26 protein-coding genes are annotated in these 26,214 nt (G+C 63.9%); 22 read left to right on the top strand and 4 right to left on the bottom strand.

Features of this window, described 5'->3' with window-relative positions:
* Positions 1-102: 102 nt before the first annotated feature.
* From mutS to murJ, 3 genes are all read left to right on the top strand, one after another.
* Complete coding sequence (gene mutS, locus MUO32_RS17060; protein WP_257949568.1) at positions 103-2,841, top strand: DNA mismatch repair protein MutS; 2,739 nt, start codon at positions 103-105, stop codon at positions 2,839-2,841.
* Between the two features lie 94 nt (positions 2,842-2,935).
* Positions 2,936-5,779, top strand: a complete 2,844-nt coding sequence (locus MUO32_RS17065) for a [protein-PII] uridylyltransferase (protein ID WP_257949577.1) — start codon at positions 2,936-2,938, stop codon at positions 5,777-5,779.
* On the top strand, positions 5,776-7,377 hold the full coding sequence (murJ, locus tag MUO32_RS17070) for a murein biosynthesis integral membrane protein MurJ (RefSeq protein ID WP_257949579.1): 1,602 nt from the start codon (positions 5,776-5,778) through the stop codon (positions 7,375-7,377). The genes MUO32_RS17065 and murJ overlap by 4 nt, the downstream gene beginning before the upstream one ends.
* Positions 7,378-7,386: 9 nt before the next feature.
* Here the strand turns inward: murJ and MUO32_RS17075 are convergent, their stop codons facing one another.
* Positions 7,387-7,857, bottom strand: a complete 471-nt coding sequence (locus tag MUO32_RS17075) for a DUF882 domain-containing protein (protein WP_257949581.1) — start codon at positions 7,855-7,857, stop codon at positions 7,387-7,389.
* 283 nt (positions 7,858-8,140) lie between these two features.
* On the opposite strand from MUO32_RS17075, the gene trpS reads away from it, so the two are divergent.
* The 15 genes from trpS (at position 8,141) to trmB (ending at position 21,479) form a co-directional block, all read left to right on the top strand.
* Complete coding sequence (trpS, locus tag MUO32_RS17080; protein ID WP_257949582.1) at positions 8,141-9,208, top strand: tryptophan--tRNA ligase; 1,068 nt, start codon at positions 8,141-8,143, stop codon at positions 9,206-9,208.
* A 36-nt stretch (positions 9,209-9,244) separates the two neighbouring features.
* Entirely contained in the window at positions 9,245-9,736 is a 492-nt protein-coding gene (locus tag MUO32_RS17085) for a universal stress protein (protein WP_257949584.1), read from the top strand.
* A gap of 97 nt (positions 9,737-9,833) precedes the next feature.
* A complete protein-coding gene (locus MUO32_RS17090) occupies positions 9,834-10,403 on the top strand; it encodes a NifU family protein (protein ID WP_257949585.1) in 570 nt (189 codons plus the stop codon).
* Between the two features lie 30 nt (positions 10,404-10,433).
* On the top strand, positions 10,434-11,075 hold the full coding sequence (gene tsaB, locus MUO32_RS17095; RefSeq protein WP_257949592.1) for a tRNA (adenosine(37)-N6)-threonylcarbamoyltransferase complex dimerization subunit type 1 TsaB: 642 nt from the start codon (positions 10,434-10,436) through the stop codon (positions 11,073-11,075).
* 3 nt (positions 11,076-11,078) lie between these two features.
* On the top strand, positions 11,079-11,573 hold the full coding sequence (locus tag MUO32_RS17100; protein ID WP_257949593.1) for a GNAT family N-acetyltransferase: 495 nt from the start codon (positions 11,079-11,081) through the stop codon (positions 11,571-11,573).
* Between the two features lie 37 nt (positions 11,574-11,610).
* Complete coding sequence (locus MUO32_RS17105) at positions 11,611-12,036, top strand: Fur family transcriptional regulator (RefSeq protein ID WP_117367711.1); 426 nt, start codon at positions 11,611-11,613, stop codon at positions 12,034-12,036.
* Between the two features lie 40 nt (positions 12,037-12,076).
* A complete protein-coding gene (locus MUO32_RS17110; RefSeq protein ID WP_257949595.1) occupies positions 12,077-12,865 on the top strand; it encodes a 1-acyl-sn-glycerol-3-phosphate acyltransferase in 789 nt (262 codons plus the stop codon).
* Between the two features lie 39 nt (positions 12,866-12,904).
* Positions 12,905-14,296, top strand: coding sequence for a tRNA (N6-isopentenyl adenosine(37)-C2)-methylthiotransferase MiaB (gene miaB, locus MUO32_RS17115; protein ID WP_257949597.1), 1,392 nt, complete (start codon positions 12,905-12,907; stop codon positions 14,294-14,296).
* A gap of 27 nt (positions 14,297-14,323) precedes the next feature.
* Positions 14,324-15,376, top strand: coding sequence for a PhoH family protein (locus MUO32_RS17120; RefSeq protein WP_257949598.1), 1,053 nt, complete (start codon positions 14,324-14,326; stop codon positions 15,374-15,376).
* Positions 15,377-15,390: 14 nt separating this feature from the next.
* Positions 15,391-15,900, top strand: coding sequence for an rRNA maturation RNase YbeY (gene ybeY, locus MUO32_RS17125; RefSeq protein ID WP_257949599.1), 510 nt, complete (start codon positions 15,391-15,393; stop codon positions 15,898-15,900).
* 9 nt (positions 15,901-15,909) lie between these two features.
* On the top strand, positions 15,910-17,061 hold the full coding sequence (locus tag MUO32_RS17130) for a hemolysin family protein (protein WP_257949601.1): 1,152 nt from the start codon (positions 15,910-15,912) through the stop codon (positions 17,059-17,061).
* A gap of 121 nt (positions 17,062-17,182) precedes the next feature.
* Positions 17,183-18,769 carry an apolipoprotein N-acyltransferase gene (gene lnt, locus MUO32_RS17135; RefSeq protein ID WP_257949603.1) on the top strand — a complete coding sequence of 529 codons (1,587 nt, stop codon included), beginning with the start codon at positions 17,183-17,185 and terminating at the stop codon, positions 18,767-18,769.
* A gap of 147 nt (positions 18,770-18,916) precedes the next feature.
* The gene (locus tag MUO32_RS17140) at positions 18,917-19,336 is read left to right on the top strand and encodes a helix-turn-helix domain-containing protein (RefSeq protein WP_257949604.1); all 420 of its coding nucleotides are present in this window, start codon (positions 18,917-18,919) and stop codon (positions 19,334-19,336) included.
* A 194-nt stretch (positions 19,337-19,530) separates the two neighbouring features.
* Positions 19,531-20,769: a methionine adenosyltransferase gene (metK, locus tag MUO32_RS17145; protein WP_257949605.1), complete on the top strand. Its 1,239-nt coding sequence runs from the start codon at positions 19,531-19,533 to the stop codon at positions 20,767-20,769.
* 8 nt (positions 20,770-20,777) lie between these two features.
* Positions 20,778-21,479 carry a tRNA (guanosine(46)-N7)-methyltransferase TrmB gene (trmB, locus tag MUO32_RS17150; protein ID WP_257949606.1) on the top strand — a complete coding sequence of 234 codons (702 nt, stop codon included), beginning with the start codon at positions 20,778-20,780 and terminating at the stop codon, positions 21,477-21,479.
* Between the two features lie 22 nt (positions 21,480-21,501).
* On the opposite strand, the gene MUO32_RS17155 is transcribed toward trmB, so the two are convergent.
* Positions 21,502-21,762, bottom strand: coding sequence for a DUF1150 family protein (locus MUO32_RS17155; protein WP_257949607.1), 261 nt, complete (start codon positions 21,760-21,762; stop codon positions 21,502-21,504).
* Positions 21,763-21,893: 131 nt separating this feature from the next.
* A complete protein-coding gene (locus tag MUO32_RS17160) occupies positions 21,894-22,325 on the bottom strand; it encodes an Hsp20 family protein (protein ID WP_257949609.1) in 432 nt (143 codons plus the stop codon).
* Between the two features lie 183 nt (positions 22,326-22,508).
* On the opposite strand from MUO32_RS17160, the gene MUO32_RS17165 reads away from it, so the two are divergent.
* Positions 22,509-23,450 (top strand): nucleoside hydrolase, encoded by a 942-nt coding sequence (locus MUO32_RS17165; RefSeq protein ID WP_257949610.1) that lies wholly within the window; start codon positions 22,509-22,511, stop codon positions 23,448-23,450.
* Positions 23,450-23,809: a hypothetical protein gene (locus tag MUO32_RS17170; protein WP_257949611.1), complete on the top strand. Its 360-nt coding sequence runs from the start codon at positions 23,450-23,452 to the stop codon at positions 23,807-23,809. Before MUO32_RS17165 ends, MUO32_RS17170 begins: the two co-directional genes overlap by 1 nt.
* A gap of 17 nt (positions 23,810-23,826) precedes the next feature.
* Here the strand turns inward: MUO32_RS17170 and MUO32_RS17175 are convergent, their stop codons facing one another.
* Positions 23,827-24,714, bottom strand: coding sequence for an LOG family protein (locus MUO32_RS17175; RefSeq protein WP_257949612.1), 888 nt, complete (start codon positions 24,712-24,714; stop codon positions 23,827-23,829).
* A gap of 185 nt (positions 24,715-24,899) precedes the next feature.
* On the opposite strand from MUO32_RS17175, the gene dapD reads away from it, so the two are divergent.
* The gene (gene dapD / locus MUO32_RS17180; protein ID WP_244761236.1) at positions 24,900-25,757 is read left to right on the top strand and encodes a 2,3,4,5-tetrahydropyridine-2,6-dicarboxylate N-succinyltransferase; all 858 of its coding nucleotides are present in this window, start codon (positions 24,900-24,902) and stop codon (positions 25,755-25,757) included.
* Positions 25,758-25,760: 3 nt separating this feature from the next.
* A complete protein-coding gene (locus MUO32_RS17185; protein WP_257949613.1) occupies positions 25,761-26,147 on the top strand; it encodes a DUF805 domain-containing protein in 387 nt (128 codons plus the stop codon).
* The last annotated feature ends 67 nt before the right edge of the window (positions 26,148-26,214 follow it).

Genomic DNA, 26,214 nt, shown 5'->3' on the forward strand with positions numbered 1-26,214 from the left:
ACACTCTTGTGGGCGATAGGCCCATAGCTTCTTACAGCTGTTGTTTTCTATATCGCTGCATGGCTAGGGTGACACCTCTTTTTTAGGAAGAACAGACTCTCCGTGAACGATCAGATCGCGCGCCAAAACGATATCCTGACGACATCCGAACTTGCCAGCGACGAAAGCCGCGCATCGGCGACGCCGATGATGGAGCAGTTTATCGAGATCAAGGCTGCCAATCCCGACAGCATGCTGTTTTACCGCATGGGGGATTTCTACGAGCTGTTCTTCCAGGACGCGGTGGATGCATCGCGTGCGCTCGGCATCACGCTCACCAAGCGTGGTCAGCATATGGGCCTCGACATCCCCATGTGCGGCGTGCCGGTCCATGCGGCGGATGACTACCTGCAAAGGCTGATCGCCGTCGGTTTCCGTGTCGCCGTCTGCGAGCAGGTGGAGGACCCGGCGGAGGCGAAGAAGCGCGGCTCCAAGTCCGTGGTGCGCCGCGATGTCGTGCGCCTGGTCACGCCGGGCACGTTGACCGAGGAAAAGCTGCTCTCGCCGTCGGACGCCAACTATCTCATGGCCGTCGCGCGCATCCGTGGCGGCGCGGAGCCTTCCATGGCGCTCGCCTGGATCGATATTTCCACCGGCATCTTCCGTTTGTCGGAGACCGCGCAGGGACAGCTTCTCGCCGATATTCTGCGCATCGATCCGCGCGAGCTGATCGTGCCGGACACGCTGTTCTACGATCCCGAATTCCGCCCCGTACTCGACGTGATCGGCCGCGTCGCGGTGCCCCAGCCGGCTGTGCTGTTCGACAGCGCGACGGCCGAGGGCCGCATCGCCCGCTATTTCGGCGTCTCGACGCTCGATGGCTTCGGCACCTTTTCGCGCGCGGAGTTTGCAGCAGCCTCCGCAGCCATCTCCTATGTCGAGAAGACGCAGATCGCCGAGCGCCCGCCGCTCGGCCGGCCTGAACGCGAAAGCTCGGCCTCGACGCTGTTCATAGATCCCGCCACCCGCACCAATCTCGAACTCGTGCGCACGCAATCGGGAGACCGCAGCGGCACGCTGCTGAAAGCGATCGACCGCACCGTCACGAGCGGTGGTGCGCGTCTGCTCGCCGAGCGCCTGATGTCGCCGCTGACCGATCCCGACACGATCAATATCAGGCTCGATTCGATCTCGACGCTCGCCGACCGTGCCTCCTTCTGCGAGGATTTGCGCCGGACGCTGAAGCGCATCCCCGACATGCCGCGCGCGCTGTCGCGCATTGCGCTTGGCCGTGGCGGCCCGCGCGATCTCGGCGCCATTCTGCAAGGTCTCTCTACCGCCGCGGAAATCGCGGGATTGATGGCGGCCGAAGAGCTGGAGGGAGAGCTCGCCGCCGCTCGCACCGCCATCGCGGCGCTGCCCGTCGCGCTTTCGCACCGCCTGTCCTTCATGCTGTCAGACGAGCTGCCGCTCCTGAAACGCGATGGCGGCTTCATCCGCGAGGCGGCCGATGGCGAGTTGGACGAGGTGCGGGGGCTGCGCGACCAGTCCCGCCGCGTCATTGCCGGCCTGCAGCTGCAATATGCCGAGGAAACCGGCGTCAAGTCGTTGAAGATCAAGCACAACAACGTGCTCGGCTATTTCATCGAGGTCTCCGCCGGCAATGCCTCCGCGCTGACCGAGGGCGACGAGGCGAAGGCCCGTTTCATCCATCGCCAGACCATGGCCGGCGCCATGCGTTTCACGACGACGGTGCTCTCGGAACTTGAAACCAAGATCGCCAATGCCGCCGACCGGGCGCTCGCCATCGAGCTTGCGGCCTTCGACGGTCTTGTCGAGGCGGTCGTCGCGGAAGCCGAGGCCATCAAGGCGGCCGCACGCGCGCTCGGCGTCGTCGATGTGTCGGTGGGCCTTGCGGCACTTGCCGAGGAACAGGCCTATTGCCGCCCGGTGGTCGATAGTTCCACGATGTTCGCCATTGTCGGCGGACGCCACCCCGTCGTCGAGCAGGCGCTGCGCCGCCAGCATGCTACCGCCTTCGTCGCCAATTCCTGCGACCTCTCGCCCGTGGACGGCAAGAGCCATGGTGCGATCTGGCTTTTGACCGGCCCGAACATGGGCGGTAAGTCGACTTTCCTGCGCCAGAACGCGCTTATCGCCATCCTCGCCCAGATGGGTGCCTATGTGCCGGCCGAAAGCGCCCATATCGGCATCGTCGACCGTCTCTTCTCGCGCGTCGGGGCATCGGACGATCTGGCGCGCGGCCGCTCCACCTTCATGGTGGAAATGGTCGAAACGGCCGCGATCCTCAATCAGGCGACCGACCGCTCGCTCGTCATCCTCGACGAAATCGGCCGTGGCACCGCCACCTTCGACGGCCTTTCCATTGCCTGGGCTTCGGTCGAGCACCTGCACGAGGGCAATCGCTGCCGCGGTCTTTTCGCCACGCATTTCCACGAATTGACCGTGCTTTCGGAAAAGCTCGCACGCCTTTCCAACGCCACAATGCGCGTCAAGGAGTGGGATGGCGACGTGATCTTCCTGCACGAGGTTGGTCCGGGTGCGGCGGATCGCTCCTACGGTATCCAGGTGGCGCGCCTTGCCGGTCTGCCCGCCTCGGTCGTGGCACGCGCAAAAGACGTGCTCGCCAAGCTCGAGGATGCCGACCGCAAGAACCCGGCAAGCCAGCTCATTGACGATCTGCCGCTGTTCCAGGTCGCGGTGCGTCGCGAGGAGATGAAGCGCGACGCCACGCCGTCGAAGGTCGAGGCGTTGGTGAAGGATTTGAACCCTGATGACATGACGCCGCGCGAGGCGCTGGATGCGCTCTATGCGCTGAAGAAAGAACTTGGCAATCGGTAGCGGCTAGGATCATTGTCCTCGCGTGCTGAAAGGGTCTATAGGCATGCGAACCGAACGGGCGATGGACGAGAAGCGGGACGCAGGCCGGCATCCAATGGAACACAAGCTCTTGGCACCGGCTCAGTCCGGTCTTCTCGACGTGCCGGCGCTGCGCGCCAAATGCGAATTCATCGCCAGCACCAATGCAGACTACCGCGACCGCATGCGCAGCGCGTTGCTGGCCGAGTTCAAGGCCGCCAATGCCGCCGGCCGCGAACGCGCCCGCGAACTGCTCTTTGCCGATGGCAGCGGGCTGCAATGCGCCGCCCGCATTTCCTGGCTGCAGGACCAGCTGATCGCCGTCCTGCATGATTTTGCGCTGAACCACGTCTTCAGCGCCGGCCAGGCGCCGCCGGCAACGCGCATCACGGTGACGGCTGTCGGCGGCTATGGTCGCGGCACGCTGGCGCCGGGCTCGGATATCGACCTGCTCTTCCTGCTGCCGGCAAAACCCGCCGCCTGGAGCGAGCCGGCCATCGAATTCATGCTCTATATCCTGTGGGATCTGGGCTTCAAGGTCGGCCACGCCACCCGCAATCTGGAAGAGTGCATCCAGCTCTCCAAGAGCGACATGACGATCCGCACCGCGATCCTCGAAGCGCGCTATATCGGCGGCTCGGTCGCGCTGTTCGAGGAGCTGGCGGTGCGTTTCGACCGCGAGATCGTGCGTGGCACCGGGCCGGAATTCATCGCCGCCAAGCTTGCCGAGCGTGACGAGCGCCACCGCAAGGCCGGCGACACGCGCTACCTCGTCGAGCCGAACGTCAAGGAAGGCAAGGGCGGGCTTCGCGACCTGCACACGCTGTTCTGGATCGCCAAGTATTTCTATCACATCAAGGACCCGGCCGAACTGGTGAAGCTCGGCGTGCTCTCCAGGCAGGAATACAAGCTCTTCCAGAAGGCCGACGATTTCCTCTGGGCCGTGCGCTGCCACATGCATTTCCTGACGGGCAAGGCCGAGGAGCGGCTGTCCTTCGACATCCAGCGGGAAATCGCCGAGTGCCTCGGCTACCAGCCGCATCCGGGCCTCTCGGCCGTCGAACGCTTCATGAAGCACTATTTCCTCGTCGCGAAGGATGTCGGAGACCTCACGCGCATCTTTTGCGCCACGCTGGAAGACCAGCAGGCCAAGGAAGCGCCCGGCATCACCGCCGTCATCAGCCGTTTCACCCGCCGGACGCGCAAAATCGCCGGCACGCTGGATTTCCTCGAAGACCGAGGCCGCATCACGATTGCCGATGCGGAAGTCTTCAAACGCGATCCGGTCAATCTCGTCCGTCTCTTCCACATTGCCGATCTCAACGGCCTGGAGTTCCACCCCGACGCGCTGAGGCTGGTGACCCGTTCGCTCGGGCTGATCAATTCGGCGCTACGTGAGAACGAGGAGGCGAACCGGCTGTTCCTGTCGATCCTCACCTCGCCGCGCGACCCGGCGCTCATCCTTCGCCGGATGAACGAGGCGGGCGTGCTCGGCAAGTTCATTCCGGAATTCGGCAAGATCGTCGCGATGATGCAGTTCAACATGTATCATCACTACACGGTCGACGAGCATCTGATCCGCGCTGTCGGCGTGCTCGCCAATATCGACCAGGGCCGCGAGAAGGATGCCCACCCGCTGAGCTATCAGGTGATGCCCTCGATCGAGGACCGCATGCCGCTTTACGTTGCCGTGCTCCTGCACGACATCGCCAAGGGCCGGCCGGAGGACCACTCCGAGGCGGGCGCCAAGGTGGCGCGCAAGCTCTGCCCGCGCTTCGGCCTGTCGCCCAAGCAGACGGAACTGGTCGTCTGGCTGATCGAGGAACACCTGACCATGTCCATGGTCGCGCAGACCCGCGACCTCAACGACCGCAAGACCATCGTCGACTTTGCCGAAAAGGTGCAGTCGATGGAGCGGCTGAAGATGCTGCTGGTGCTGACCGTCTGCGACATCCGCGCTGTCGGCCCGGGGGTGTGGAATGGCTGGAAGGGCCAGCTGCTGCGCACGCTCTACTACGAGACGGAACTGCTGATTTCCGGCGGGTTCTCCGAGTTGTCGCGAAAAGAGCGCGCCCAGGCCGCCCGCGAAATCCTCTCCAATGCGCTGCCGGCGGACTGGAACCAGAAGGATCGCAAGACCTATACCAAGCTGCACTACGATCCCTACCTGCTGACTGTGTCGCTGGAGGATCAGGTGCGCCATGCCGGCTTCGTGCGCGAGACGGACAAGGCGGGTCAGTCGCTTGCCACCATGGTGCGCACTCATTCCTTCCACGCCATCACCGAAATCACCGTGCTCTCGCCGGACCATCCGCGCCTGCTGACGGTGATTGCCGGTGCCTGCGCGGCCGCTGGCGCCAACATCGTCGACGCGCAGATCTTCACCACGTCGGATGGCCGCGCGCTCGACACGATTTTGGTCACCCGCGAGTTTCCCAACGATGCCGACGAGACCCGCCGGGCCGGCACGATCGGCCGCATGATCGAGGACGTGCTGGCGGGCCGCAAGCGCCTGCCCGAAGTGATCGCGACCCGCACCAGGAGCCGCAAGCGCAGCCGCACCTTCACCGTGTCTCCGGCCGTCACCATCTCCAATGCGCTGTCGAACAAGTTCACCGTCATCGAGATCGAGTGCCTCGACCGCCCGGGCCTGCTCTCGGAGGTGACGGCCGTGCTGTCCGATCTCTCGCTCGACATCGCGTCGGCGCATATCACCACCTTCGGCGAGAAGGTCATCGATACCTTCTACGTCACCGACCTCGTCGGCCAGAAGGTCACCAACGAGAGCCGGCACGCCAATATCGCCGCCCGGCTGAAGGCCGTGATGGCCGACGAGGCGGACGAGCTGCGCGACCGCATGCCGCCCGGCATGATCGCGCCGGTCGCGCCGACGCCAAGAAGGGTCAAGGCACAACAATGAGTCTGGTCAAGAAATTCGCGACCGTCGGCGGCGCGACGCTCGGCAGCCGCGTGCTCGGCTTTGCCCGCGAGACGCTGATGGCCGCAGCGCTGGGCACCGGCCCGATGGCCGACGCCTTCTATGCCGCGTTCCGTTTTCCGAACCTCTTCCGTCGCCTCTTCGCCGAGGGTGCCTTCAACGCCGCCTTCGTGCCGCTCTTCGCCAAGGAGATCGAGGCGGGTGGCCTCGACGGCGCGAAACGCTTCTCAGAAGAAGTCTTCGGCGTCCTGTTCTCCGTGCTCTTGATGCTGACCATCGCGATGCAGCTGCTCATGCCGCTCATCGTCGCCTGGGTCATCGCGCCGGGCTTCGTGGACGATGCGGAAAAGTTCGACGTGACGGTCAAACTCGCCGTCGTCATGTTCCCCTATCTCATGTGCATGTCGCTGACGGCGATGCTGTCGGGCATGCTGAATTCGCTGCACCACTATTTCGCCGCCGCCATCGCTCCCGTCTTCCTCAATATCGTGCTGATCGGTGCGCTGGGCTATGCGCTTTGGGACGGTGCCTCTCCGTTGGAGACGGCCTGGTATCTCTCCTGGGGCGTGCTTGCCTCCGGCCTTCTGCAGATGGCGGTGCTCTATGCCGGCGTGCGCCATGCCGGCATGCGGATCGGTTTTCGCCGCCCGCGCATAACGCCGAACGTCAAGCGCCTGCTTTGGCTCGCCTTCCCGGCGGCCGTCACCGGTGGCATCACCCAGATCAACCAGCTCATCGGCCAGATGATCGCCTCCACCAAGGACGGTGCGATCTCGGCCCTACAATATGCCGACCGCGTCTACCAGCTGCCGCTCGGCGTCGTCGGCATCGCCGTCGGCGTGGTGCTTCTGCCGGAACTGGCCCGGGCGCTGAAGGGCGGCCACGAGCGCGAGGCCGGCAATCTGCAGAACCGCTCGATGGAATTCGTGCTGTTCCTGACGCTGCCCGCCGCCGCCGCTCTCTGGGTCATCTCCGACGAGATCGTGCGTGTGCTCTACGAGCGCGGCGCCTTCAGCCCGGAGACCACCTCCGTCGTCGCCGGCACGCTCGCCATCTATGGTCTCGGTCTGCCGGGCTTCGTGATGATCAAGGCGCTCAATCCCGGCTTCTTCGCCCGGGAGGACACCAAGACGCCGATGCGCATCACCCTGCTGTCGGTCGTCATCAACTGCGTGCTTGCCGTCTCGCTCTTCCCGCTGTTCCATGAGCGCGGCATCGCCACGGCCGAGACCGTCTCCGGCTGGCTGACGGCGTTGCTGCTCTTCGTGACGCTGGTGCGCCGTGGCCACTGGCCGCTGGAGAAGGCGCTTGTCTGGCGCGTCGCACGCCTGCTGATCGCCGCGGTCATCATGGCCGTCGCGCTCGAATACGCCTCCGACTACCTGGCCGATCGTCTCGTATCGGCATCGCCGCTCTTCGAACAGCTCATGGCGCTCGGCCTTCTCATCGGCTTCGCCATGGTCGTCTACTTCTCCGTCGCCTTCCTCATCGGCGGCGCCGATCTCGGCATGATCCGCCGCAACATGAAGCGCCGGCCACGCGCCGAGAGCCCGCCGTCCGAGGGCGGGTCGGCGGAGTAAGGCGCGGTGTCAGCGCGCGGCGAGCTTTGCGCGTGCCTTCAAGCGGGCCAATCCGCCGCAATGGTGCCAGTTGCGCTTCGGCCCGACATCGACATGGACGATGCCATTGCAGTAGGTCCCGATACCGCCGATGGCGGGCGCGGAGCGGGCTGCTGCGATGATCCTCTTCACGGAGACGCCGGGCACGCGGATGTCCGCTGCCAGGCATTTGCGATGATAGGATCCTCTACGGCCTTTTGATCGATGCCCTGACGTGACGAGGGGCCGACGCCCGACACTGCGGGCGATATGGGCCAGAACCGCGCGCAGCTTTCCGGGAAAACATCGGTGCCGTACGCGCGGCGTCTGGATCGCGTAGACTTTCGTCACGGTCGCCTTGTCGCTTCTGTGCTTGTGGCTGCGGCCTGCCTCGGTCTCGCTCGCGAACAGGGATGTCAGCGCTACGACGCAGGCAAGCAGAATAGAACCGTTCTTTCGCACGGGTCAGCTCCGTCTTGTGCCCCTTCGTCACAAAACGACCGATCGGGATCGGCCTTCCCCTCCAAATCCCCGGCGGGAGGGAACGACCGGAAAATGTCTTTTATAAGGGCTTCCTCATGCGCCATGGCGCCCGGTGCCAGCCCCCTTGATCGGCGCTGCGGTGCCGTGCATAAGCGCCCCGTATTTTCTTACGCAGTTCCGGCTGGAAAACCGCTTCGGATTTTTCCTGGAATTGCTCGTGCAACAGGGACCAGGCCCTCCACCCGCCTGAAGGAAAACCGTCATGAGCGCATTCAAGCCTCTCGTCTTCTCCGGCGTCCAGCCGACCGGCAATCTGCATCTCGGAAACTATCTCGGCGCGATCCGCAAGTTCGTGGCGCTGCAGGCAGACAACGACTGCATCTATTGCGTCGTCGACCTGCACGCGCTGACCGCGCAACTGGTGCACGAGGACATGCGGGGCCAGATCCGCTCGATCGCCGCGGCCTTCATCGCCTCGGGCATCGACCCGAAGAAGCACATCGTCTTCAACCAGTCCGCCGTGCCGCAGCATTCGGAGCTCGCGTGGATCTTCAACTGCGTGGCGCGCATCGGCTGGATGGAGCGCATGACCCAGTTCAAGGACAAGACGGGCGGCAAGAATGCCGAGCAGGTCTCGCTCGGGCTGCTCGCCTATCCGAGCCTTATGGCAGCGGACATCCTCGTCTACCGGGCAACGCATGTACCTGTCGGCGACGACCAGAAGCAGCATCTGGAACTGACCCGCGACATCGCGCAGAAATTCAACATCGACTTCGGCGGCCATATCCGCAAGGAGGGCACCGGCATCGACATCGTTGTCGGCGAAGAGCCGGTCCACGCCTATTTCCCGATGGTCGAACCGCTGATCGGTGGTCCGGCGCCGCGCGTCATGAGCCTGCGTGACGGCACCAAGAAAATGTCGAAGTCGGATGCATCCGACCTCTCGCGCATCAATCTCACCGACGATGCCGACACGATCTCCAAGAAGATCCGCAAGGCCAAGACCGATGCGGATGCGCTGCCGAGCGAAGTCGAAGGCCTCAAGGGTCGCCCGGAGGCCGAAAACCTCGTCGGCATCTACGCCGCGCTGTCCGACAAGACCAAGGCGGACGTGCTTGCCGAATTCGGTGGACAGCAGTTCTCGGCCTTCAAGCCGGCGCTGATCGACCTCTCGGTCAACGTGCTCTCGCCGATATCTGACGAGATGCGCCGCCTGATGGACGACACCAGCCATATCGACGCGATCCTCAGGGACGGCGGCGAACGGGCGCGGGCGCGGGCGGAAAAAACCATGAAGGAAGTCCGCGACATCGTCGGTTTTGTGCAGTAAGGTCCCCGCGAAACGTCCTTGAGATAAGGGGGCCATATGGTTTCTCGACGACTTTCCCGCCTTGAAGGCCATCGCCGGAAATTTCTGGCGGTCATTGACGACACGCCGGAATGCCAGCGCGCCGTCCACTATGCGGGAATGCGGGCGAAGAACTCCAATGGCGCCGTCGTGCTGCTCTATGTGATCGCCAATGGCGACTTCCAGCAATGGCTGGGAGTCGAGGAGATCATGCGGGCGGAAGCGCGCGAGGCGGCGGAAGCGGTGCTGGCCAAGGCCGGGCAGGCGCTTCGCGAAGCCATCGGCATCGAGCCGGAAACGGTGATCCGCGAGGGTGTCGCCAGCGAGGCGATCAACGGCCTGATCGAGGAGGACCGCGACATCGCGATCCTCGTTCTCGCCGCAGGCTCGGCCAAGGAAGGGCCGGGACCGCTGGTCACGTCGCTTGCCAGCCGCGCGCAGGCTTTCCCGATCCCGGTCACGGTCATCCCGGATCAGCTGAGCGACGAGGAACTGGACGCGCTGAGCTGAGCTTGCGACCTTGAAGAACGGCGCCAAAACGCCTATCTTCTTTTGAACCATTCTAAGATTTTGGCCGACGAAGACGCCTGGCCGGACGGAGACGAACATGTTCATCCAGACCGAATCGACGCCGAACCCGTCGACCCTGAAGTTCCTGCCCGGCAAGGTGGTGCTGGAGACCGGCACGGCCGAGTTCCGCGACGAGACGGAAGCGCGCGCCGCGTCCCCGCTCGCCGCCCGCCTTTTCGGCGTTCCCGGCGTCACCGGCGTGTTCCTCGGTTACGATTTCATCACCGTCACCAAGGACAGCGCCGACTGGCAGCACATGAAGCCGGCCATTCTGGGCAATATCATGGAACACTTCATGTCCGGCCAGCCGATCCTCGCCAGCGGCGCGCTCGGCGGCAGCGACGAGGACGAGGGCGAATTCTTCGAAGAGGGTGACGAGACCATCGTCGCCACCATCAAGGAACTGCTCGACACGCGCGTGCGGCCGGCCGTGGCGCAGGACGGCGGCGACATCACCTTCAAGGGGTTCCGCGACGGCGTCGTCTATCTCAACATGAAGGGTGCCTGCTCCGGCTGCCCGTCTTCGACGGCAACGCTCAAGCACGGCGTCCAGAACCTTCTTCGCCATTTCGTACCGGAAGTGCAGGAAGTTGAAGCCGTCGTATAAGGTCCGCTCCGCAACGGGGAGGTGCCCGGCATGATCGTTCTGGCGATCGATACGGCAGGCACCGGCTGTTCCGCGGCGCTCTATGATTCCGACAGGGATGTTGTGCTCGGTGCTGCCGGCGCCGATATCGGCCGCGGCCATGCCGAGCGGCTGATGGAGTTCGTCGACGGCGCCCTCGAAGCCGCCGGTATCGACCTTCCCGCCGTCGACCGTATCGCCGTCACCGTCGGTCCCGGTTCCTTCACCGGCATCCGCGTCGGCGTTGCCGCCGCTCGCGGGCTGGCGCTCGCGCTTGGCGTTCCCGCCGTTGGCGTCTCCACGCTTGCCGCCCTTGCCGCCGACCGCCAAGGCCCGCTTCTGGTTGCGATCGATGCCAAGCGTGACGAGGTTTACTGGCAGGCCTTTGCAATCGATGGCAGCGAAGCCACGCCTCCGGCCATTGCCTCGGTCGAAGAGGCGAAGGTCATCGCCGGAATGCACAAAGGCGCGCTTGCCGGCTCGGCTTCCGCTTTGCTGCGCGAGGGCGCCATCGCGGAGACGGACGGCGTTTCCATCGCTACCGTTGCCCGTCTCGGCGCCGGCCTCGACCCGGCGGCCAATCTGCCCCGGCCGCTTTATCTGCGCGGTCCCGATGCCAAGCCGCAGGCGGGTTTCGCGATTCGGAGAGCATGATCCATGGCGCTCACCGACTATTTCACCCGCAAGCCGGTCTTCGAAATCTTCCCGCTCGAAACGACCGACGCTCGTCTCGCGGCGGCGCTGCACCAGGCGCGGTTTCCCCAGCCGTGGAACGACGGCGAGTTCCATTCGCTGCTGTCCCAGGATCCGGTCTTCGGCTTTCTCGCACTGAAGCAGGGCGTGCCCGGCCGCACCGCCGGCGGCTTCGTGCTGGCGCGCGCCACGGCGGGCGAAGCGGAGATATTGACGATCAGCGTGGACCAGCGCTTCGGGCGCGCCGGCCTTGGCTGGCGGCTGATGCAGGCGGCGCTGCGCGAGGCCAGGATGCGCGGCGCGGAGGACATTTTCCTCGAGGTTGACGAGGTAAACCACGCCGCCCGTGGCCTTTACGGCAAGCTCGGCTTCATCAAGGCCGGCGAGCGCAAGGCCTATTACGCCGCCGCCGACGGCAGCCGTTCCTCGGCGCTTGTCATGCGGCGCGATCTTCGCTAGTCCCCTATCGGGGGGCGACAAGAGAAGGGCAGACGGTATGGCGGATGCGGAAAAATCGCTGGAAGAGCTTTGTGTCGAGCGCGGCATGCGCATGACCGAGCAGCGCCGCGTGATTGCGCGCGTGCTGGAATCCTCCGCCGATCACCCTGACGTCGAAGAACTCTATCGCCGTTCCTCCGCCGTCGATTCGCGCATTTCCATCTCCACCGTCTATCGTACCGTCAAACTGTTCGAGGATGCCGGCATCATCGAGCGGCACGATTTCCGCGATGGCCGCTCGCGTTACGAGACGGTGCCGGACGAGCATCACGATCACCTGATCGACCTGAAACACGGTCAGGTCATCGAGTTCCATTCGCCGGAGATCGAGGCGCTGCAGGAGCGTATCGCGCGCGAGCATGGCTTCAAGCTCGTCGGCCATCGGCTGGAACTCTACGGCATTCCGCTCAAGGAGGGCGAGTGAGGTGGATTTTCGCGCCTTGTGACCGCCCGCCGGTGATCCCTTGATCACCTGGCTGCGCATTGCTTTCGGTGCGATCGTTCTTCTCGCTGCAACGCTTGTCCTGCTGCCGATCCAGCTCGTCGGCCTGCGCTTCAATCTCAATATCCGTCGCCGCCTGCCGCGTCTGTGGCATCGCGTCGCCTGTTGGGTCCTGGGCCTCAGAGTGCGCTTGCATGGTACGCTGGAGCCGAACCGGCCGCTGCTTCTGGCCGCCAACCATGCTTCCTGGAAGGATATTCTCGTGCTCGGCTCGGTGGCCGACGTCGTCTATATCGCCAAGGCGGAGGTGCGCGGCTGGCCGGTCTTCGGCATCCTCGCCCGTCTGCAGGCGACGATCTTCGTCGAGCGCGAGCAGCGCCAGAAGACCGGCGATCAGATCAACGAGATTGCGCAGCGCCTTACGGCGGGCGAGATCGTCGTGCTCTTCCCCGAGGGCACGACATCCGACGGCAACCGGCTCATGGACATCAAGACCTCGCTCTTCGGTGCCGCGGCGTCGGCCGTGCCGCATGCGCCCGATGGCGTCGTGTTCATCCAGCCGATCTCCATCGCCTATACCGGGGTGCACGGCATGGCCATGGGCCGTTTCCACCGGCCGCTTGCCGCCTGGCCGGGTGATATCGAGCTTCTGCCGCATCTCATGGGCGTGGTGCGCGAAGGGGCCGTCGATGTCGACATCGATTTCGGCGAGCGCGTGGACTATTCGCGGGCAAGCAACCGCAAACAGGTGAGCCGTGAAGTCGAGACGCGAATCCGGGCGATGCTGGGCGCGCGGCTGCGCGGCAGATAAAGCTTCATTTTTCGGGGTATTTCCAATATGGAAGCGGCCATGAGCGAACAGTCCCTTACCCTGCCCGAACCCACCATGGCCACGCCGAACACCCGCAAAGTCTTCGTGAAGACCTACGGCTGTCAGATGAACGTCTATGACAGCGAGCGCATGACGGACGCCCTGGCAAAGGACGGCTATCAGGCGACGGACGTGCTGGAAGAGGCCGACCTCGTTCTCCTCAACACCTGCCATATCCGCGAGAAGGCGGCGGAAAAGGTCTATTCCGAACTCGGCCGCCTGCGTGACATGAAGAAGGCCCGCGCGATGGACGGTCGCGAGATGGTGATCGGTGTCACCGGCTGCGTTGCCCAGGCCGAAGGCAAGGAAATCCTGCGCCGTGCGCCGGCCGTCGACCTCGTCATCGGCCCGCAGACCTATCATCGGCTGCCCGAGGCGCTGCGCCGCGCCAAGGGCGGCGAGCGCGTCGTCGAGACGGACTATGCTATCGAGGACAAGTTCGAGCATTTGCCGGCGCCGGAAAAGGCCAGGACCCGCGCCCGCGGCGTCACCGCCTTCCTCACCGTGCAGGAAGGCTGCGACAAGTTCTGCACCTTCTGCGTGGTGCCCTACACGCGAGGCTCGGAGGTTTCCCGTCCCGTCGCGCAGATCGTCTCCGAGGCCGAGCGTCTCGTCGAGGGCGGCGTGCGCGAAATCACGCTGCTCGGGCAGAACGTCAATGCCTGGCACGGCCTCGGTCCTGATGGCGCCGAATGGAGCCTTGGCGACCTTCTCTGTCGGCTTGCGGAAATCGAGGGTCTCGCGCGCCTGCGCTATACGACGAGCCACCCGCGCGACATGGATGACCGGCTGGTCGAGGCGCATCGCGACCTGCCCAAGCTGATGCCCTACCTGCATCTGCCGGTGCAGTCCGGTTCCGACCGTATCCTGAAGGCCATGAACCGGCGTCATACGGCGGCCGAATATATCGCCCTCATCGCGCGCATCCGCGCCGTCCAGCCGGACCTCGCGATCTCCGGCGATTTCATCGTCGGCTTCCCCGGAGAGACGGACGAGGACTTCGAAGACACGATGCGCCTCATCGAGGCCGTTGGTTATGCACAGGCATTTTCGTTCAAATATTCCATCCGTCCCGGCACGCCCGGCGCGGAGATGGATGGGCATATCGACGAGCGCGTGAAGTCCGAACGCCTTGAAAGATTGCAGGCTTTGCTGTTTCGCCAGCAACGGGAATTCGCCGCCGGCTGCGTCGGCAAGGAGATTGACCTGCTGCTGGAGAAGCCCGGCCGCATGCCCGGCCAGCTCGTCGGCCGCTCGCCCTGGCTGCAGCCTGTGAATGTTGATGCAAAAGTGTCTGAAATCGGTGACATTATACGGGTACGAATCACCGATGCCGGGCCCAACAGCCTCTTCGCAGAAGCGATCGGGTGACGGGCGGATCGCAAGGAGCTTGACCGCTTGAACGGACACGAACTGACGACGTCATCGCCGCGCCAGTCAAAAACACAGACCGACGCAAATCAATTCGTGCTCACGTTCGAGAACAATCGATACGCAAGCGAGCTCTTCGGACAGTTCGACCAGCATCTGAAACTGCTCGAGCAGCGCCTCCATATCGATGCGCGGGCACGGGGAAATTCCGTCTCGATCTCCGGCGATGTGGTGGCCACCAACCAGGCCCGCCGCGCGCTGGATTATCTCTATGATCGTCTCCAGAAGGGCGGTTCGATCGAGCTATCCGACGTGGAGGGTGCCATCCGCATGGCGATTGCCGCCGACGACCAGCTTTCGCTGCCGACCATGGAGCGCAAGGCCAAGCTGTCGATGTCGCAGATCTCCACCCGCAAGAAGACCATCGTTGCCCGCACGCCGACGCAGGATACCTATATCCGTGCGCTGGAGCGGTCCGAGCTGGTCTTCGGCGTCGGCCCTGCCGGCACGGGCAAGACCTATCTCGCCGTCGCCCATGCCGCCCAGCTTCTGGAGCGTGGTGCGGTCGATCGCATCATCCTGTCGCGTCCGGCCGTCGAAGCCGGCGAGCGCCTCGGCTTCCTGCCCGGCGACATGAAGGAAAAGGTCGATCCCTATCTGCGCCCGCTCTATGACGCGCTCTATGACATGATGCCGGGCGACAAGGTCGAACGCGCCATCGCCGCCAACGTCATCGAAATCGCCCCGCTCGCCTTCATGCGCGGCCGCACGCTCGCCAACGCCGCCGTCATTCTCGACGAGGCGCAGAACACGACGTCGATGCAGATGAAGATGTTCCTGACGCGTCTTGGCGAAAACGGCCGCATGATCGTCACCGGCGATCCAAGCCAGGTCGATCTGCCGCGCGGCGTGAAGTCCGGCCTCGTCGAGGCCCTGCAGATCCTCAAGGGCGTCGAGGGCGTCTCGGTCGTGCGCTTCAAGGATGTCGACGTCGTGCGTCACCCGATGGTCGCCCGCATCGTCCGGGCCTATGAGGCGACGACCGCCGTGCAGGACGAAAGCGAGCAAACCGACCGCTGAGCGGTCCGAGCCCCATGAGTACACTCGATATCCAGATTTCCGTAGAGGAGGGCACCTGGCCCTCCGAAGAGCGCTTGCTTGAAATGAGCGAGCGCGTGCTCGGTGCCGCCGCGGACTATCTTCGCAAGACGGAAAAGCAGCCCTTCCCGAAGACCGGTGCGCCGGAAGTCTCCCTCGTCTTCACCAACGATGCCGCGATCCGCGGCATCAATGCGGAATGGCGCAGCCAGGACAAGCCGACCAATGTTCTATCCTTCCCCGCTTTCCCCGTAATACCGGGAAAGATGCCGGGTCCCATGCTCGGCGATATCATCTTTGCGCAGGAAACATTGACCCGCGAGGCGGGTGAACTCGGCAAGTCCTTCGACGATCATCTCACGCATCTGATGGTGCATGGATTTCTGCATCTCTTCGGTTATGATCACATGGAAGATGAAGAAGCGGAAAAAATGGAGGGGCTTGAGACTCGCATTCTTGCCGAGCTTGGCCTATCTGACCCCTACGGGGATGACCCCGATGAATAGTTTGGACCAATGAGCGACTTCAGAAACCAGTCGGCAACGACGGAAAAGCACGAGGCGGACGCCTCAAGTCAGGACGAGGCGGGCAGTAGTAGCAGCGCGCCGAAGCAGGAAAGCGGGGGCCGGACATCCTTCTGGTCCCGCGCGACACGGCTTTGGCGCATGACGGGCGCCTCGACGCTGCGCAAGGACCTCGCCGAGGCCCTGATGACGGAAGACAGCGGCGGCGAGCCGGCCTTCCTGCCCGAAGAGCGGGCAATGCTGCACAACATTCTCCGGTTCCGCGAGGTGCGGGTCGAGGACGTCATGGTGCCGCGCGCCGATATCGAGGCCGTCGACCAGGACATCACGATTGCCGAACTGATGGTGATCTTCGAGGATTCCGGCCGCTCGCGCATGCCGGTCTATAACGAGAGCCTCGACGATCCGCGCGGCATGGTGCATATCCGCGACCTGCTCGCCTATGTCACCAAGCAGGCCCGCAACAAACGCCGCACCGGCGCCAAGGCCGCATCCGCCAATGGCGAGAAGCCGGCGCGTGCGCCAAAGGCCGAATTCGACCTCGGCCGCGTCGATCTCTCCAAAACCGTCGCCGAAGCCGGCATCATCCGCCAGGTTCTTTTCGTGCCGCCGTCCATGCTGGCCGCCGACCTGATGGCCCGCATGCAGGCCGACCGCACGCAGATGGCGCTCGTCATCGACGAATATGGCGGCACGGACGGCCTCGCTTCGCTGGAAGACATCGTCGAGATGGTCGTCGGCGACATCGAGGACGAGCATGACGACGAGGAAGCGATGATCCAGAGCGTCAGCGACGACGTCATCATCGCCGATGCCCGCGTCGAGCTGGAGGAGCTCGCCAAGACGATCGGCCCGGATTTCGATATCCGCGAACAGCTTGAGGATGCCGATACGCTCGGCGGCCTGATCTTCGCGTCGCTTGGCCGCATTCCGGTGCGTGGCGAGGTCGTTCAGGCGGTGCCCGGCTTCGAATTCCACGTGCTCGACGCCGATCCGCGCCGCGTCAAGCGCGTGCGCGTCACCCGCAAGCGCGCCGGCTCGGTGCGTCGCCGTGAGCGCCGGCCGGAAGGCGAGGGCGCCAACGCGTCCACCGATCGGCAGAAGACACCCGAGCAGCAGGTTGGCGAAGCGAACGCCGACTGAAGCCATCTGCCTGATTCCTAAAATGATCTGCGCCTTGTCCTGTGTTACGGCAGGACAAGGCGTTGGTTTTTTGGAAGACTGGCGCGGCTGATTCGGGGATAGCAAAACAAAAGGGGACGGCATGGAGCGGCTCGCGGGCACGGTCATGCTCCTGTCTGGAACGAGACGGGCGCTTGCGGCATTTCTTGCGGGTCTGATCGGGGTGCTGGCGCTGCCGCCCTTCGGTTTCTTTGCCGCCTTCTTCGTATCCTTTACCCTTCTCGTCTGGCTGCTGGATGGTGCGAGTGCTGCACCGGAGGCGGGTTTTCTCAGGCGTCTCGCGCCCGCTTTCCGTGTCGGCTGGTTTTTCGGCTTCGGCTATTTCGTCGGCGGGCTCTGGTGGCTCGGCAACGCGCTGCTGGTAGAGGCTGACGACTATGCCTGGGCGCTGCCGCTCGCCATGCTCGGCCTGCCTGCTTTCCTCGCCATCTACTACGGGCTCGCCGCCGCCATCGCGCGTCTGCTCTGGTCGGACGGCATGGGCCGCATCGCCGCCCTTGCCTTCGCCTTCGGTGTCGGCGAGTGGCTGCGCGGCACGCTCTTCACCGGCTTTCCCTGGAATGCGGTCGGTTACGGCGCCATGCCCGTGCCGCTCCTCATGCAATCCTCCGGCGTGCTCGGCATCGCCGCCATCAATGCGCTCGCCGTCTTCGTCTTCGCGGCCCCCGCGCTGATCGGTACGCGACGCGGCCGGATCCCCGGACTGGCGCTTGCGGCCCTGCTTTTCTTCGCCCATGTCGGCTACGGATACTACGCTCTCCATATCGTACCGGCGCCGGCAAACGCGGCGACCGTCGTCCGCCTCGTCCAGCCGGTCATCGACCAGGCGATGAAGCTCGACGATTCCGCACGCGCCGAGATTTTTGAAAAACACCTGAAGCTGAGTGCCGAAAAGCCCGTAGACGGTGGCAAGCGACCGGATATCGTCGTCTGGCCGGAGACGTCCATTCCCTTCATCCTCACGGACAATCCGGATGCCCTGGTGCGTATCGCCGATGTGCTGGAAGACGACCAGGTGCTGATCGCCGGCGCGGTGCGCACGGAAAGTGCGGGCTCCGGCAAGGCGCCGCGCTACTACAATTCCATCTATGTGATCGACGGCAAGGGCCAGATCGTCGCCGCCGCCGACAAGGTGCACCTCGTGCCCTTCGGCGAATACATGCCTTTCGAGGAGGTTTTCGAAAGCCTTGGCGTCGCGGCTGTCGCGGCCATGCCCGGCGGTTTCTCCGCCGCCCGCGAGCACCAGCTTCTGACGGCCTCGGGCCAGGGCTTCTATCCACTGATCTGCTATGAGGCGATCTTCCCGTCCGAGATCAATGCATCGGCCGAGGAGGCCGCAGCTCTCCTCAACGTCACCAACGACGCGTGGTTCGGCAACACACCCGGCCCCTACCAGCATTTCCTGCAGGCGCGTCTGCGCGCCGTCGAACGCGGTCTGCCACTGATTCGCGCCGCCAACAACGGTATTTCGGCGGTCGTGGACAGTCGGGGGACTATCGTCACGGGCCTATCATATGATACGCCCGGCTTCGTCGATGCAACTCTCCCGGGAAGAAATCCAGCGGTCGATCGGGTGAAACGGCAGAACTGGTCGTTTCTGGCGACGCTCGCTGTTCTCTTGGCGACGGCCGGCATTTCTCGCATTGGTTTTAGAAACAGGATGAATTGACCCAAAACCCCTAAAATAGCATAGTGCCCTCCGCCGGCCGTTCTCCTGTAATGTGGTGACCCTTAAGAGGTTGCGCATACAACGTGACGTTAAGTCTCCGTTAGGGCAGCCGGAAGGGTGGGGCCATTCCGCGTTAGGACGAAAGTGATGATGGAAAACAAAAAGAAGCCGAATCCGATAGATATTCATGTCGGCAGCCGGATCCGGCTTCGCAGGACCATGCTTGGCATGAGCCAGGAGAAGCTGGGCGAAAGCCTCGGCATCACCTTTCAGCAGATTCAGAAATACGAGAAGGGCACGAACCGCGTTGGCGCCAGCCGCCTGCAGAACATTTCGAGCATTCTCAACGTACCCGTCTCCTTCTTCTTCGAGGATGCGCCGGGCGAGCAGGCGGACCTTCAGTCCGGTCTTGCCGAGGCATCGAGCTCCAACTACGTGGTCGATTTCCTGTCCTCCTCCGAGGGCCTGCAGCTCAACCGCGCTTTTGTGAAGATCGGCGATCCCAAGGTTCGCCGCAAGCTCGTCGACCTCGTCAAGGCGCTTGCCGCCGAAGCCGAAGCCGAGTGATCTTTTCCATCGTTGCAATGGATGAAAGGGCGGCGGGCAGGCCGCCCTTTCTCTTTGCGCATCTGCGTTTTCGCGGCGGCATATCGCCCGGAAATCCGGGACATAAAGACATTCTTATGTCCTTGTGTGCTTGTCTTTCCCCGACGAACTGAATAACAACGTCGAAGTCTATTTTCTTTGAGGGGAATTCCCGCATGCGCAGCAGCTATCTCTTCACCAGCGAGTCCGTCGCCGAAGGCCATCCGGACAAGGTATGCGACCGTATCTCCGACGAAATCGTCGATCTGGTCTATCGCGAAGCCGTGAAGTCGAAGGTCGATCCCTGGTCGGTCCGGATTGCCTGCGAGACGCTTGCGACGACGAACCGTGTTGTGATTGCCGGTGAAGTGCGGCTGCCGCCGAGCCTTTTGAAGAAGGACAAGGACGGCAAGGACGTCATCAACCCCTCCAAGTTCAAGTCGGCCGCCCGCAAGGCGATCCGCGATATCGGCTATGAGCAGGACGGCTTCCATTGGAAGACGGCGAAGATCGACGTGCTCCTGCACTCGCAGTCCGCCGATATCGCCCAGGGCGTCGACAATGCCGCCGACAAGCAGGGTGACGAGGGTGCCGGCGACCAGGGCATCATGTTCGGTTACGCCTGCCGCGAGACGTCGGAACTCATGCCGGCGCCGCTTTACTATTCGCACCGCATCCTTCAGCTGCTCGCGGCCGCCCGCAAAACGGGCGAGGGCGATGCCGGCAAGCTCGGGCCGGACGCCAAGAGCCAGGTGACCGTGCGGTACGTCGATGGCAAGCCCGCCGACGTCGCCTCGATCGTGCTTTCCACCCAGCATCTCGACGAAAGCTGGGATTCCGGGAAAGTGCGCGAAGTGGTCGAGCCCTATATCCGGGAGGCCCTGCACGACATCAAGATCGCCGACGATTGCGCCTGGTACATCAACCCGACGGGCAAGTTCGTCATCGGCGGCCCGGACGGCGACGCCGGCCTCACTGGCCGCAAGATCATCGTCGATACCTATGGCGGTGCTGCCCCGCATGGCGGCGGCGCCTTCTCCGGCAAGGACACGACCAAGGTCGACCGGTCGGCGGCTTATGCCGCGCGCTACCTCGCGAAGAACGTCGTGGCCGCCGGCCTTGCGGATCGCTGCACGATCCAGCTGTCCTATGCCATCGGCGTCGCCCAGCCGCTTTCGGTCTATGTCGATCTGCACGGCACGGGCAAGGTCAGCGAAGACGCTGTGGAAGCTGCGATCCGCAAGGTCATGGACCTCTCGCCGTCGGGCATCCGCCGTCATCTCGACCTCAACAAGCCGATCTATGCCAAGACGTCCGCTTATGGCCATTTCGGCCGCAAGGCCGGCCGTGACGGTTCGTTCTCCTGGGAACGCATCGATCTCGCCAAGGCCCTCAAGGACGCCGTGAAGAACTGAGACCCGATATGAGCGATGCCGAGCACCCCACCCGCGCAAGCGAGGCCTTCTTCGGTCGCCGCAAGGGAAAACCCCTGCGCGAGCGGCAGGTGCAGCATCTCGAAACCCTGCTGCCGGAACTGAAGGTCGATCTGTCGGCCGAGGCTCCGGCAGACATCACGTCGCTTTACGGCTTCAAGCCGGAGCGCATGCGCCTCGAAATCGGCTTCGGCGGCGGCGAACATCTCATTCACCGCGCGCTGGAAACGCCTCAGACCGCCTTCATCGGCGTGGAACCCTTCGTCAATTCCATGGCGAAGCTGATCGGACGCGTCGAGGAAACGGGCGCGAAGAACATCCGGCTCTACGATGACGATGCGACGGAGTTGCTCGACTGGCTGCCGGCCAATTCGATCGACCAGATCGATCTGCTCTATCCGGATCCGTGGCCGAAGAAGAAACACTGGAAGCGGCGGTTCGTGTCCAAGGTCAATCTGGACCGCTTTGCCAGGGTGCTGAAGCCGGGCGGGCTCTTCTGCTTCGCGTCCGACATCGACACCTATGTCAACTGGACGCTGATGCACTGCGGGGCGCATCCCGCTTTTGTGTGGACCGCGGAAAACGCGGCCGATTGGCTGACGCCCTATGCCGGCTGGCCGGGCACGCGCTACGAGGCCAAGGCCAAGCGCGAAGGCCGCAAGTCGGCCTATCTCACCTTCCGTCGTCTCTGACGGAAGGTCCGATCTTCAAATCTCAGTGCAAGCTGACGGTGCGCAGTTCGTCCTCGGCAGCCTTGTAGAAGGTGCTGGAACGGTTGTCGGTCAGCAGGATCGGCGTGCCGTCGGCGCCGAACAGGGCCCACAGGTCCAGGCTGGGGTCGATTTCCGGCGCTTCCGGGAAGACGCGCGACACTTCGTCGGCCTTCATCTTTCTGATGTATCCGACTTCGCCCGCGCCGAGATGCGCAAGGTCGGCCTTCGATACGGTGGTCGGAGTTGCGGTTTTCAGTCCCATCTTTGCCTCCATGGCAATGCCGGCAGGTGCCGGCCGCTGGGCGCCCGCGGCCACAATGGCGCTCGGTGCGTCAGCGATCAGGTTACGCTCGAGACGGTCCGGCGGATGTTCCCGCAGGAACGGCTCATGATCTAGTCTGATACGGAAATGTTAATTTTCTTTACCATTCGCACCGGCTCGGGCCGGACGAGATCGACCGCCAGAAGGCCGTTCTTCAGTTCGGCGCCCGAAACGCGCATGCCGTCGGCAAGCACGAAGGTGCGCTGGAACTGGCGGGCGGCAATGCCGCGGTAAAGATAATCCCGTTCGCCGCTGTCGACCTGGCGGCCGCGAATGACGAGCTGGTTTTCTTCCGTCGTCACGTCGAGCTCCTCTTCGGAGAAACCCGCGACGGCGAGCGTGATGCGCAGGCGCTCGGGCGCGCCGGTATCGCCGTTTGGTCGGAGACGTTCGATATTATAGGGGGGATAGCCATCATTACCCTTGGCGATGCGCTCGAGGGTCTTTTCCATGGCGTCGAAACCCAGCATCAGCGGGCTGGCAAAAGGGGTCATGCGTGTCATCGTCTAGTCCTTGGCTTTCAAGCGACTGTGGCGGGACCCGGTCTCGGCATCCCGATGGCTGCAATATGGTGATTGCGCGCCTGTGGCGCAAGACGCTTGCGAACGGCGATTTCGCAAATATAGTCGCCGCTTCGCCTGCCCGAGCGTCGGCAGGATTCATAAACACCAAGGGACGGAAACGGCATGTCTGAGCCAAGGAAAATCATTATCGACACCGATCCGGGGCAGGACGATGCCGCCGCGATCATGCTGGCGCTCGGCAGCCCGGAACTTGATATCCTCGGCATCACCACCGTTGCCGGCAACGTGCCGCTGTCGCGCACCTCGACCAATGCCCGCATCATCCTGGAATTCTGCGCGCGTACCGACGTGAAGGTCTTTGCCGGCGCCGACAAGCCGATCGCTCGCCCGCTGATCACCGCCGAGCATGTGCACGGCAAGACCGGCCTCGACGGCCCGGAACTGCATGAGCCGCAGATGCCCTTGCAGACGCAGCACGCCGTCGATTTCATCATCGAGACGCTGCGCAGCGAGCCGGAGGGCACCGTCACCCTCTGCACGCTCGGCCCGCTCACCAATATCGCGACGGCGCTCGAGAAGGCGCCTGATATAGCCGGCCGCGTGCGCGAACTCGTCATGATGGGTGGCGGTTTCTTCGAGGGCGGCAACATCACGCCGGCCGCCGAATTCAACATCTATGTCGACCCGGAAGCAGCCAGCATCGTCTTCCAGTCGGGCATCCCGATCGTCATGATGCCGCTCGACGTCACCCACAAGGTGCTGACGCTGAAGAGCCGCGTGGCCGAGCTGCGCGCGATCGGCAACCGCCCGGCGACCGCGCTGGTGGAGATGCTCGAATTCTTCGAACGCTTCGACGTGGAAAAATACGGCTCCGACGGCGGCCCGCTACATGACCCCACGGTCATCGCCTACCTCCTGAAGCCGGACCTCTTCGCCGGCCGCGACTGCAATGTCGAGATCGAGACGGCGTCGCCGCTGACGGTGGGCATGACGGTCGTCGACTGGTGGCAGGTCACGGGCCGCAAGCACAATGCGCGCGTCATGAAGGATGTCGATGCCGACGGCTTCTTCGCGCTGCTGACCGAGCGCGTCGGCCGGCTGTGATGCGCGGCCCCCGTAGCGCCAGCCCTGCCGTGGAGGCCCGTTTCCACAAGGAGATGATGGGCCTCTACGACCGTTTTGCCGACCTCGGCTTCCGTCCGGTCCTGCTGCGTCGCTTCGTGCTGCTGAACGGCGGCGTGGCTGCCGCGAAGGACCTCGTCTTCAAGCCCGGCACGACCGGGCTTGAGCGCATGCTTGACGCGGGCACACCGGAGTTTTCCATGGAAGCCCTGATGCTGCGGCCGGAATACCAGTCGCTGTTTTCCGAGCTGGAGCTGAAGGAAGCCACGCAGCGTCTTGCCAGCGCCGCGCGCTCCCGGTCGCGCGGCCGGCTGCAAGCGCAGCCGACCGAGCGAAAGTAGCAGAGGGCGAGGCCGTCTCAGCCGTGTGCGGCCTGCTCGGCTTCCATCTTCTCGTAGAACTTCACGATGATGTCCCAGGCCTCGTCGGCCGTCTCGACGAACTGCATCAGCTCGACATCGCCGGGCGCGATCGTGCCGAAGGCGGCGAGCGCGTCGAAGTCGATGATCTTGTGCCAGAAGTCCTTGCCGAACAGGATGAGCGGCACCAGCGCCATGCGGCCGGTCTGCATCAGCGTCACCGTCTCGAACAGCTCGTCCAGCGTGCCGAAGCCGCCCGGAAACACCGTGACCGCCTTGGCGCGCAGCAGGAAATGCATCTTGCGGATCGCGAAATAGTGGAAATTGAAGCTCAGCTCCGGCGTCACATAGGGGTTCGGCGCCTGCTCGTGCGGCAGCACGATGTTGAGGCCGATCGAGGGCGCGCCGACATCGGCCGCCCCGCGGTTGCCCGCCTCCATTACGCCCGGCCCGCCGCCGGTGACGACGACATATTCCTTGTGGTCCAGCTCCGCCGACCGCTGCGAGCACATGCGGGCGAATTTGCGCGCTTCCTCGTAGTAGACCGAGGCTGCCTCGAGATTGGCGCGCTGCGTCTCGTTGCGCGCCGCCCATGCTTCCTGACCGGGGGCCGGAATGCGCGCGCCGCCGAACATGACGACGGTCGACTTGATGCCGCGCTCGGCCAGCATCATCTCGACCTTCAGCAGTTCGAGCTGCAGGCGCACCGGGCGCAGCTCCTCGCGGCAGAGGAAATCGTCATCGACATAGGCGAGCCGGTAGGCGGGATGCGCCGATTGCGGCGTCTGCGGCACCACGGCGGCGCGGTGCTTGTCCTGCGCGCTGTCGGCCAGCGGATCCCACACGCCGTCCTTGCGGCGCAGGTTCTTCTTCTTCAGTCTTGCCATGTCACTTTCCTGCTTTCCGGTCTGCTTTCGGCCGCGCGGGATTACCATTTCGCCCGTGCGACAGTATCTGCCGGAAAGGGGCTTCATCTTTCCCGGCACTTGCTCTAGAGCATCTGCTGATTGATGAAATCGACCTTCCGGCATCCCGACAACAGAAAATAAGCGTCGAAGTTTAAGGAATTCCGATGAGCACGTCCAACCTGTCCGCATTGTCTGCAACCATCGACCGCGCCTTCGAGGAACGCGACAGCATCTCGACCTCCACGCGCGGTGAATTCCGCGATGCGGTAGAGACATCGCTGAACCTGCTCGACACCGGCAAGGTGCGCGTCGCCGAGCGTGGCGAGGACGGCAACTGGACGGTCAACCAGTGGCTCAAGAAGGCCGTGCTGCTCTCCTTCCGCCTCAATCCGATGGAAATCGTCAAGGGTGGCCCGGGCGAATCGTCCTGGTGGGACAAGGTGCCTTCCAAGTTCGACGGCTGGAGCGTCAACGAATTCGAGAAGGCCGGCTTCCGCGCCGTGCCGAACTGCGTCGTGCGCCGTTCGGCCTATATCGCGCCGAACGCCATCCTGATGCCCTCCTTCGTCAATCTCGGCGCCTATGTCGGCGAGGGCACGATGGTCGACACCTGGGCGACGGTCGGTTCCTGCGCGCAGATCGGCAAGCATGTGCATCTCTCGGGCGGTGTGGGCATCGGCGGCGTGCTGGAGCCCATGCAGGCCGGCCCGACCATCATCGAGGACAATTGCTTCATCGGCGCCCGCTCGGAAGTCGTCGAAGGCTGCATAGTGCGTGAAGGCTCCGTGCTCGGCATGGGCGTCTTCATCGGCAAGTCGACCAAGATCGTCGACCGCGCCACCGGCGAGGTGACCTATGGTGAAGTGCCGCCGTATTCCGTCGTCGTCGCCGGCTCCATGCCGTCGGACAAGACGATGCCGAACGGCCTGCCGGCGCCCGGCCTCTACTGCGCCGTCATCGTCAAGCGCGTCGACGCCCAGACCCGCTCGAAGACCGGCATCAACGAACTTTTGCGAGACTGAGCCATGGCTGCCGTCGAAGAGCAGGGGCCGAGCCTTACCTGGCTCTTCTTCGGCTGGTCCGGCCGCCTCAGCCGTGCGCCCTTCGCGCTCGGCTGGGCGTTCTGGCTGATGCTGCTGTCGGCCGCGCTGACGCAGATCATCGTCGTGCCCAAGGAGGATCCGTCCTTCCTGTTCTGGTCCTTCGTCTTCGTCGGCGTCGGCATCGCCTCGACGGTCTCCTCCATCCTGCTGACGATCAAGCGGCTGCACGACATGAACCTGCCGGTGCCGCTGATCATCTGCCTGTTCATTCCCGCCATTTCCTTCTTCGCGCTCATCGCCTTCCTGGTCTGGCCGGGCACCGACGGCCCGAACCAATATGGCCGCGTGCCCAACCGTCCGAAAGACTGACGGCAGCGGCCCATGGCCGCGCGTGACAAATCCCCGGGCGACCGCTACATCTCGATTCTCTCTGTAC

The sequence above is a fragment of the Shinella sp. CPCC 101442 genome (assembly GCF_024704725.1).
Classification (GTDB): Bacteria; Pseudomonadota; Alphaproteobacteria; order Rhizobiales; family Rhizobiaceae; genus Shinella.

What these genes read in the sequence shown, in the direction of transcription:
- MUO32_RS17065 (WP_257949577.1), top strand. Translation starts at nt 2,936, where the DNA reads ATGGAACACAAGCTCTTGGCACCGGCTCAGTCCGGTCTTCTCGACGTG.
- murJ (WP_257949579.1), top strand. Translation starts at nt 5,776, where the DNA reads ATGAGTCTGGTCAAGAAATTCGCGACCGTCGGCGGCGCGACGCTCGGC.
- trpS (WP_257949582.1), top strand. Translation starts at nt 8,141, where the DNA reads ATGAGCGCATTCAAGCCTCTCGTCTTCTCCGGCGTCCAGCCGACCGGC.
- MUO32_RS17085 (WP_257949584.1), top strand. Translation starts at nt 9,245, where the DNA reads ATGGTTTCTCGACGACTTTCCCGCCTTGAAGGCCATCGCCGGAAATTT.
- MUO32_RS17090 (WP_257949585.1), top strand. Translation starts at nt 9,834, where the DNA reads ATGTTCATCCAGACCGAATCGACGCCGAACCCGTCGACCCTGAAGTTC.
- tsaB (WP_257949592.1), top strand. Translation starts at nt 10,434, where the DNA reads ATGATCGTTCTGGCGATCGATACGGCAGGCACCGGCTGTTCCGCGGCG.
- MUO32_RS17100 (WP_257949593.1), top strand. Translation starts at nt 11,079, where the DNA reads ATGGCGCTCACCGACTATTTCACCCGCAAGCCGGTCTTCGAAATCTTC.
- MUO32_RS17105 (WP_117367711.1), top strand. Translation starts at nt 11,611, where the DNA reads ATGGCGGATGCGGAAAAATCGCTGGAAGAGCTTTGTGTCGAGCGCGGC.
- miaB (WP_257949597.1), top strand. Translation starts at nt 12,905, where the DNA reads ATGAGCGAACAGTCCCTTACCCTGCCCGAACCCACCATGGCCACGCCG.
- ybeY (WP_257949599.1), top strand. Translation starts at nt 15,391, where the DNA reads ATGAGTACACTCGATATCCAGATTTCCGTAGAGGAGGGCACCTGGCCC.
- MUO32_RS17130 (WP_257949601.1), top strand. Translation starts at nt 15,910, where the DNA reads ATGAGCGACTTCAGAAACCAGTCGGCAACGACGGAAAAGCACGAGGCG.
- lnt (WP_257949603.1), top strand. Translation starts at nt 17,183, where the DNA reads ATGGAGCGGCTCGCGGGCACGGTCATGCTCCTGTCTGGAACGAGACGG.
- MUO32_RS17140 (WP_257949604.1), top strand. Translation starts at nt 18,917, where the DNA reads ATGATGGAAAACAAAAAGAAGCCGAATCCGATAGATATTCATGTCGGC.
- metK (WP_257949605.1), top strand. Translation starts at nt 19,531, where the DNA reads ATGCGCAGCAGCTATCTCTTCACCAGCGAGTCCGTCGCCGAAGGCCAT.
- trmB (WP_257949606.1), top strand. Translation starts at nt 20,778, where the DNA reads ATGAGCGATGCCGAGCACCCCACCCGCGCAAGCGAGGCCTTCTTCGGT.
- MUO32_RS17155 (WP_257949607.1), bottom strand. Translation starts at nt 21,762, where the DNA reads ATGGGACTGAAAACCGCAACTCCGACCACCGTATCGAAGGCCGACCTT.
- MUO32_RS17160 (WP_257949609.1), bottom strand. Translation starts at nt 22,325, where the DNA reads ATGACACGCATGACCCCTTTTGCCAGCCCGCTGATGCTGGGTTTCGAC.
- MUO32_RS17165 (WP_257949610.1), top strand. Translation starts at nt 22,509, where the DNA reads ATGTCTGAGCCAAGGAAAATCATTATCGACACCGATCCGGGGCAGGAC.
- MUO32_RS17170 (WP_257949611.1), top strand. Translation starts at nt 23,450, where the DNA reads ATGCGCGGCCCCCGTAGCGCCAGCCCTGCCGTGGAGGCCCGTTTCCAC.
- MUO32_RS17175 (WP_257949612.1), bottom strand. Translation starts at nt 24,714, where the DNA reads ATGGCAAGACTGAAGAAGAAGAACCTGCGCCGCAAGGACGGCGTGTGG.
- dapD (WP_244761236.1), top strand. Translation starts at nt 24,900, where the DNA reads ATGAGCACGTCCAACCTGTCCGCATTGTCTGCAACCATCGACCGCGCC.
- MUO32_RS17185 (WP_257949613.1), top strand. Translation starts at nt 25,761, where the DNA reads ATGGCTGCCGTCGAAGAGCAGGGGCCGAGCCTTACCTGGCTCTTCTTC.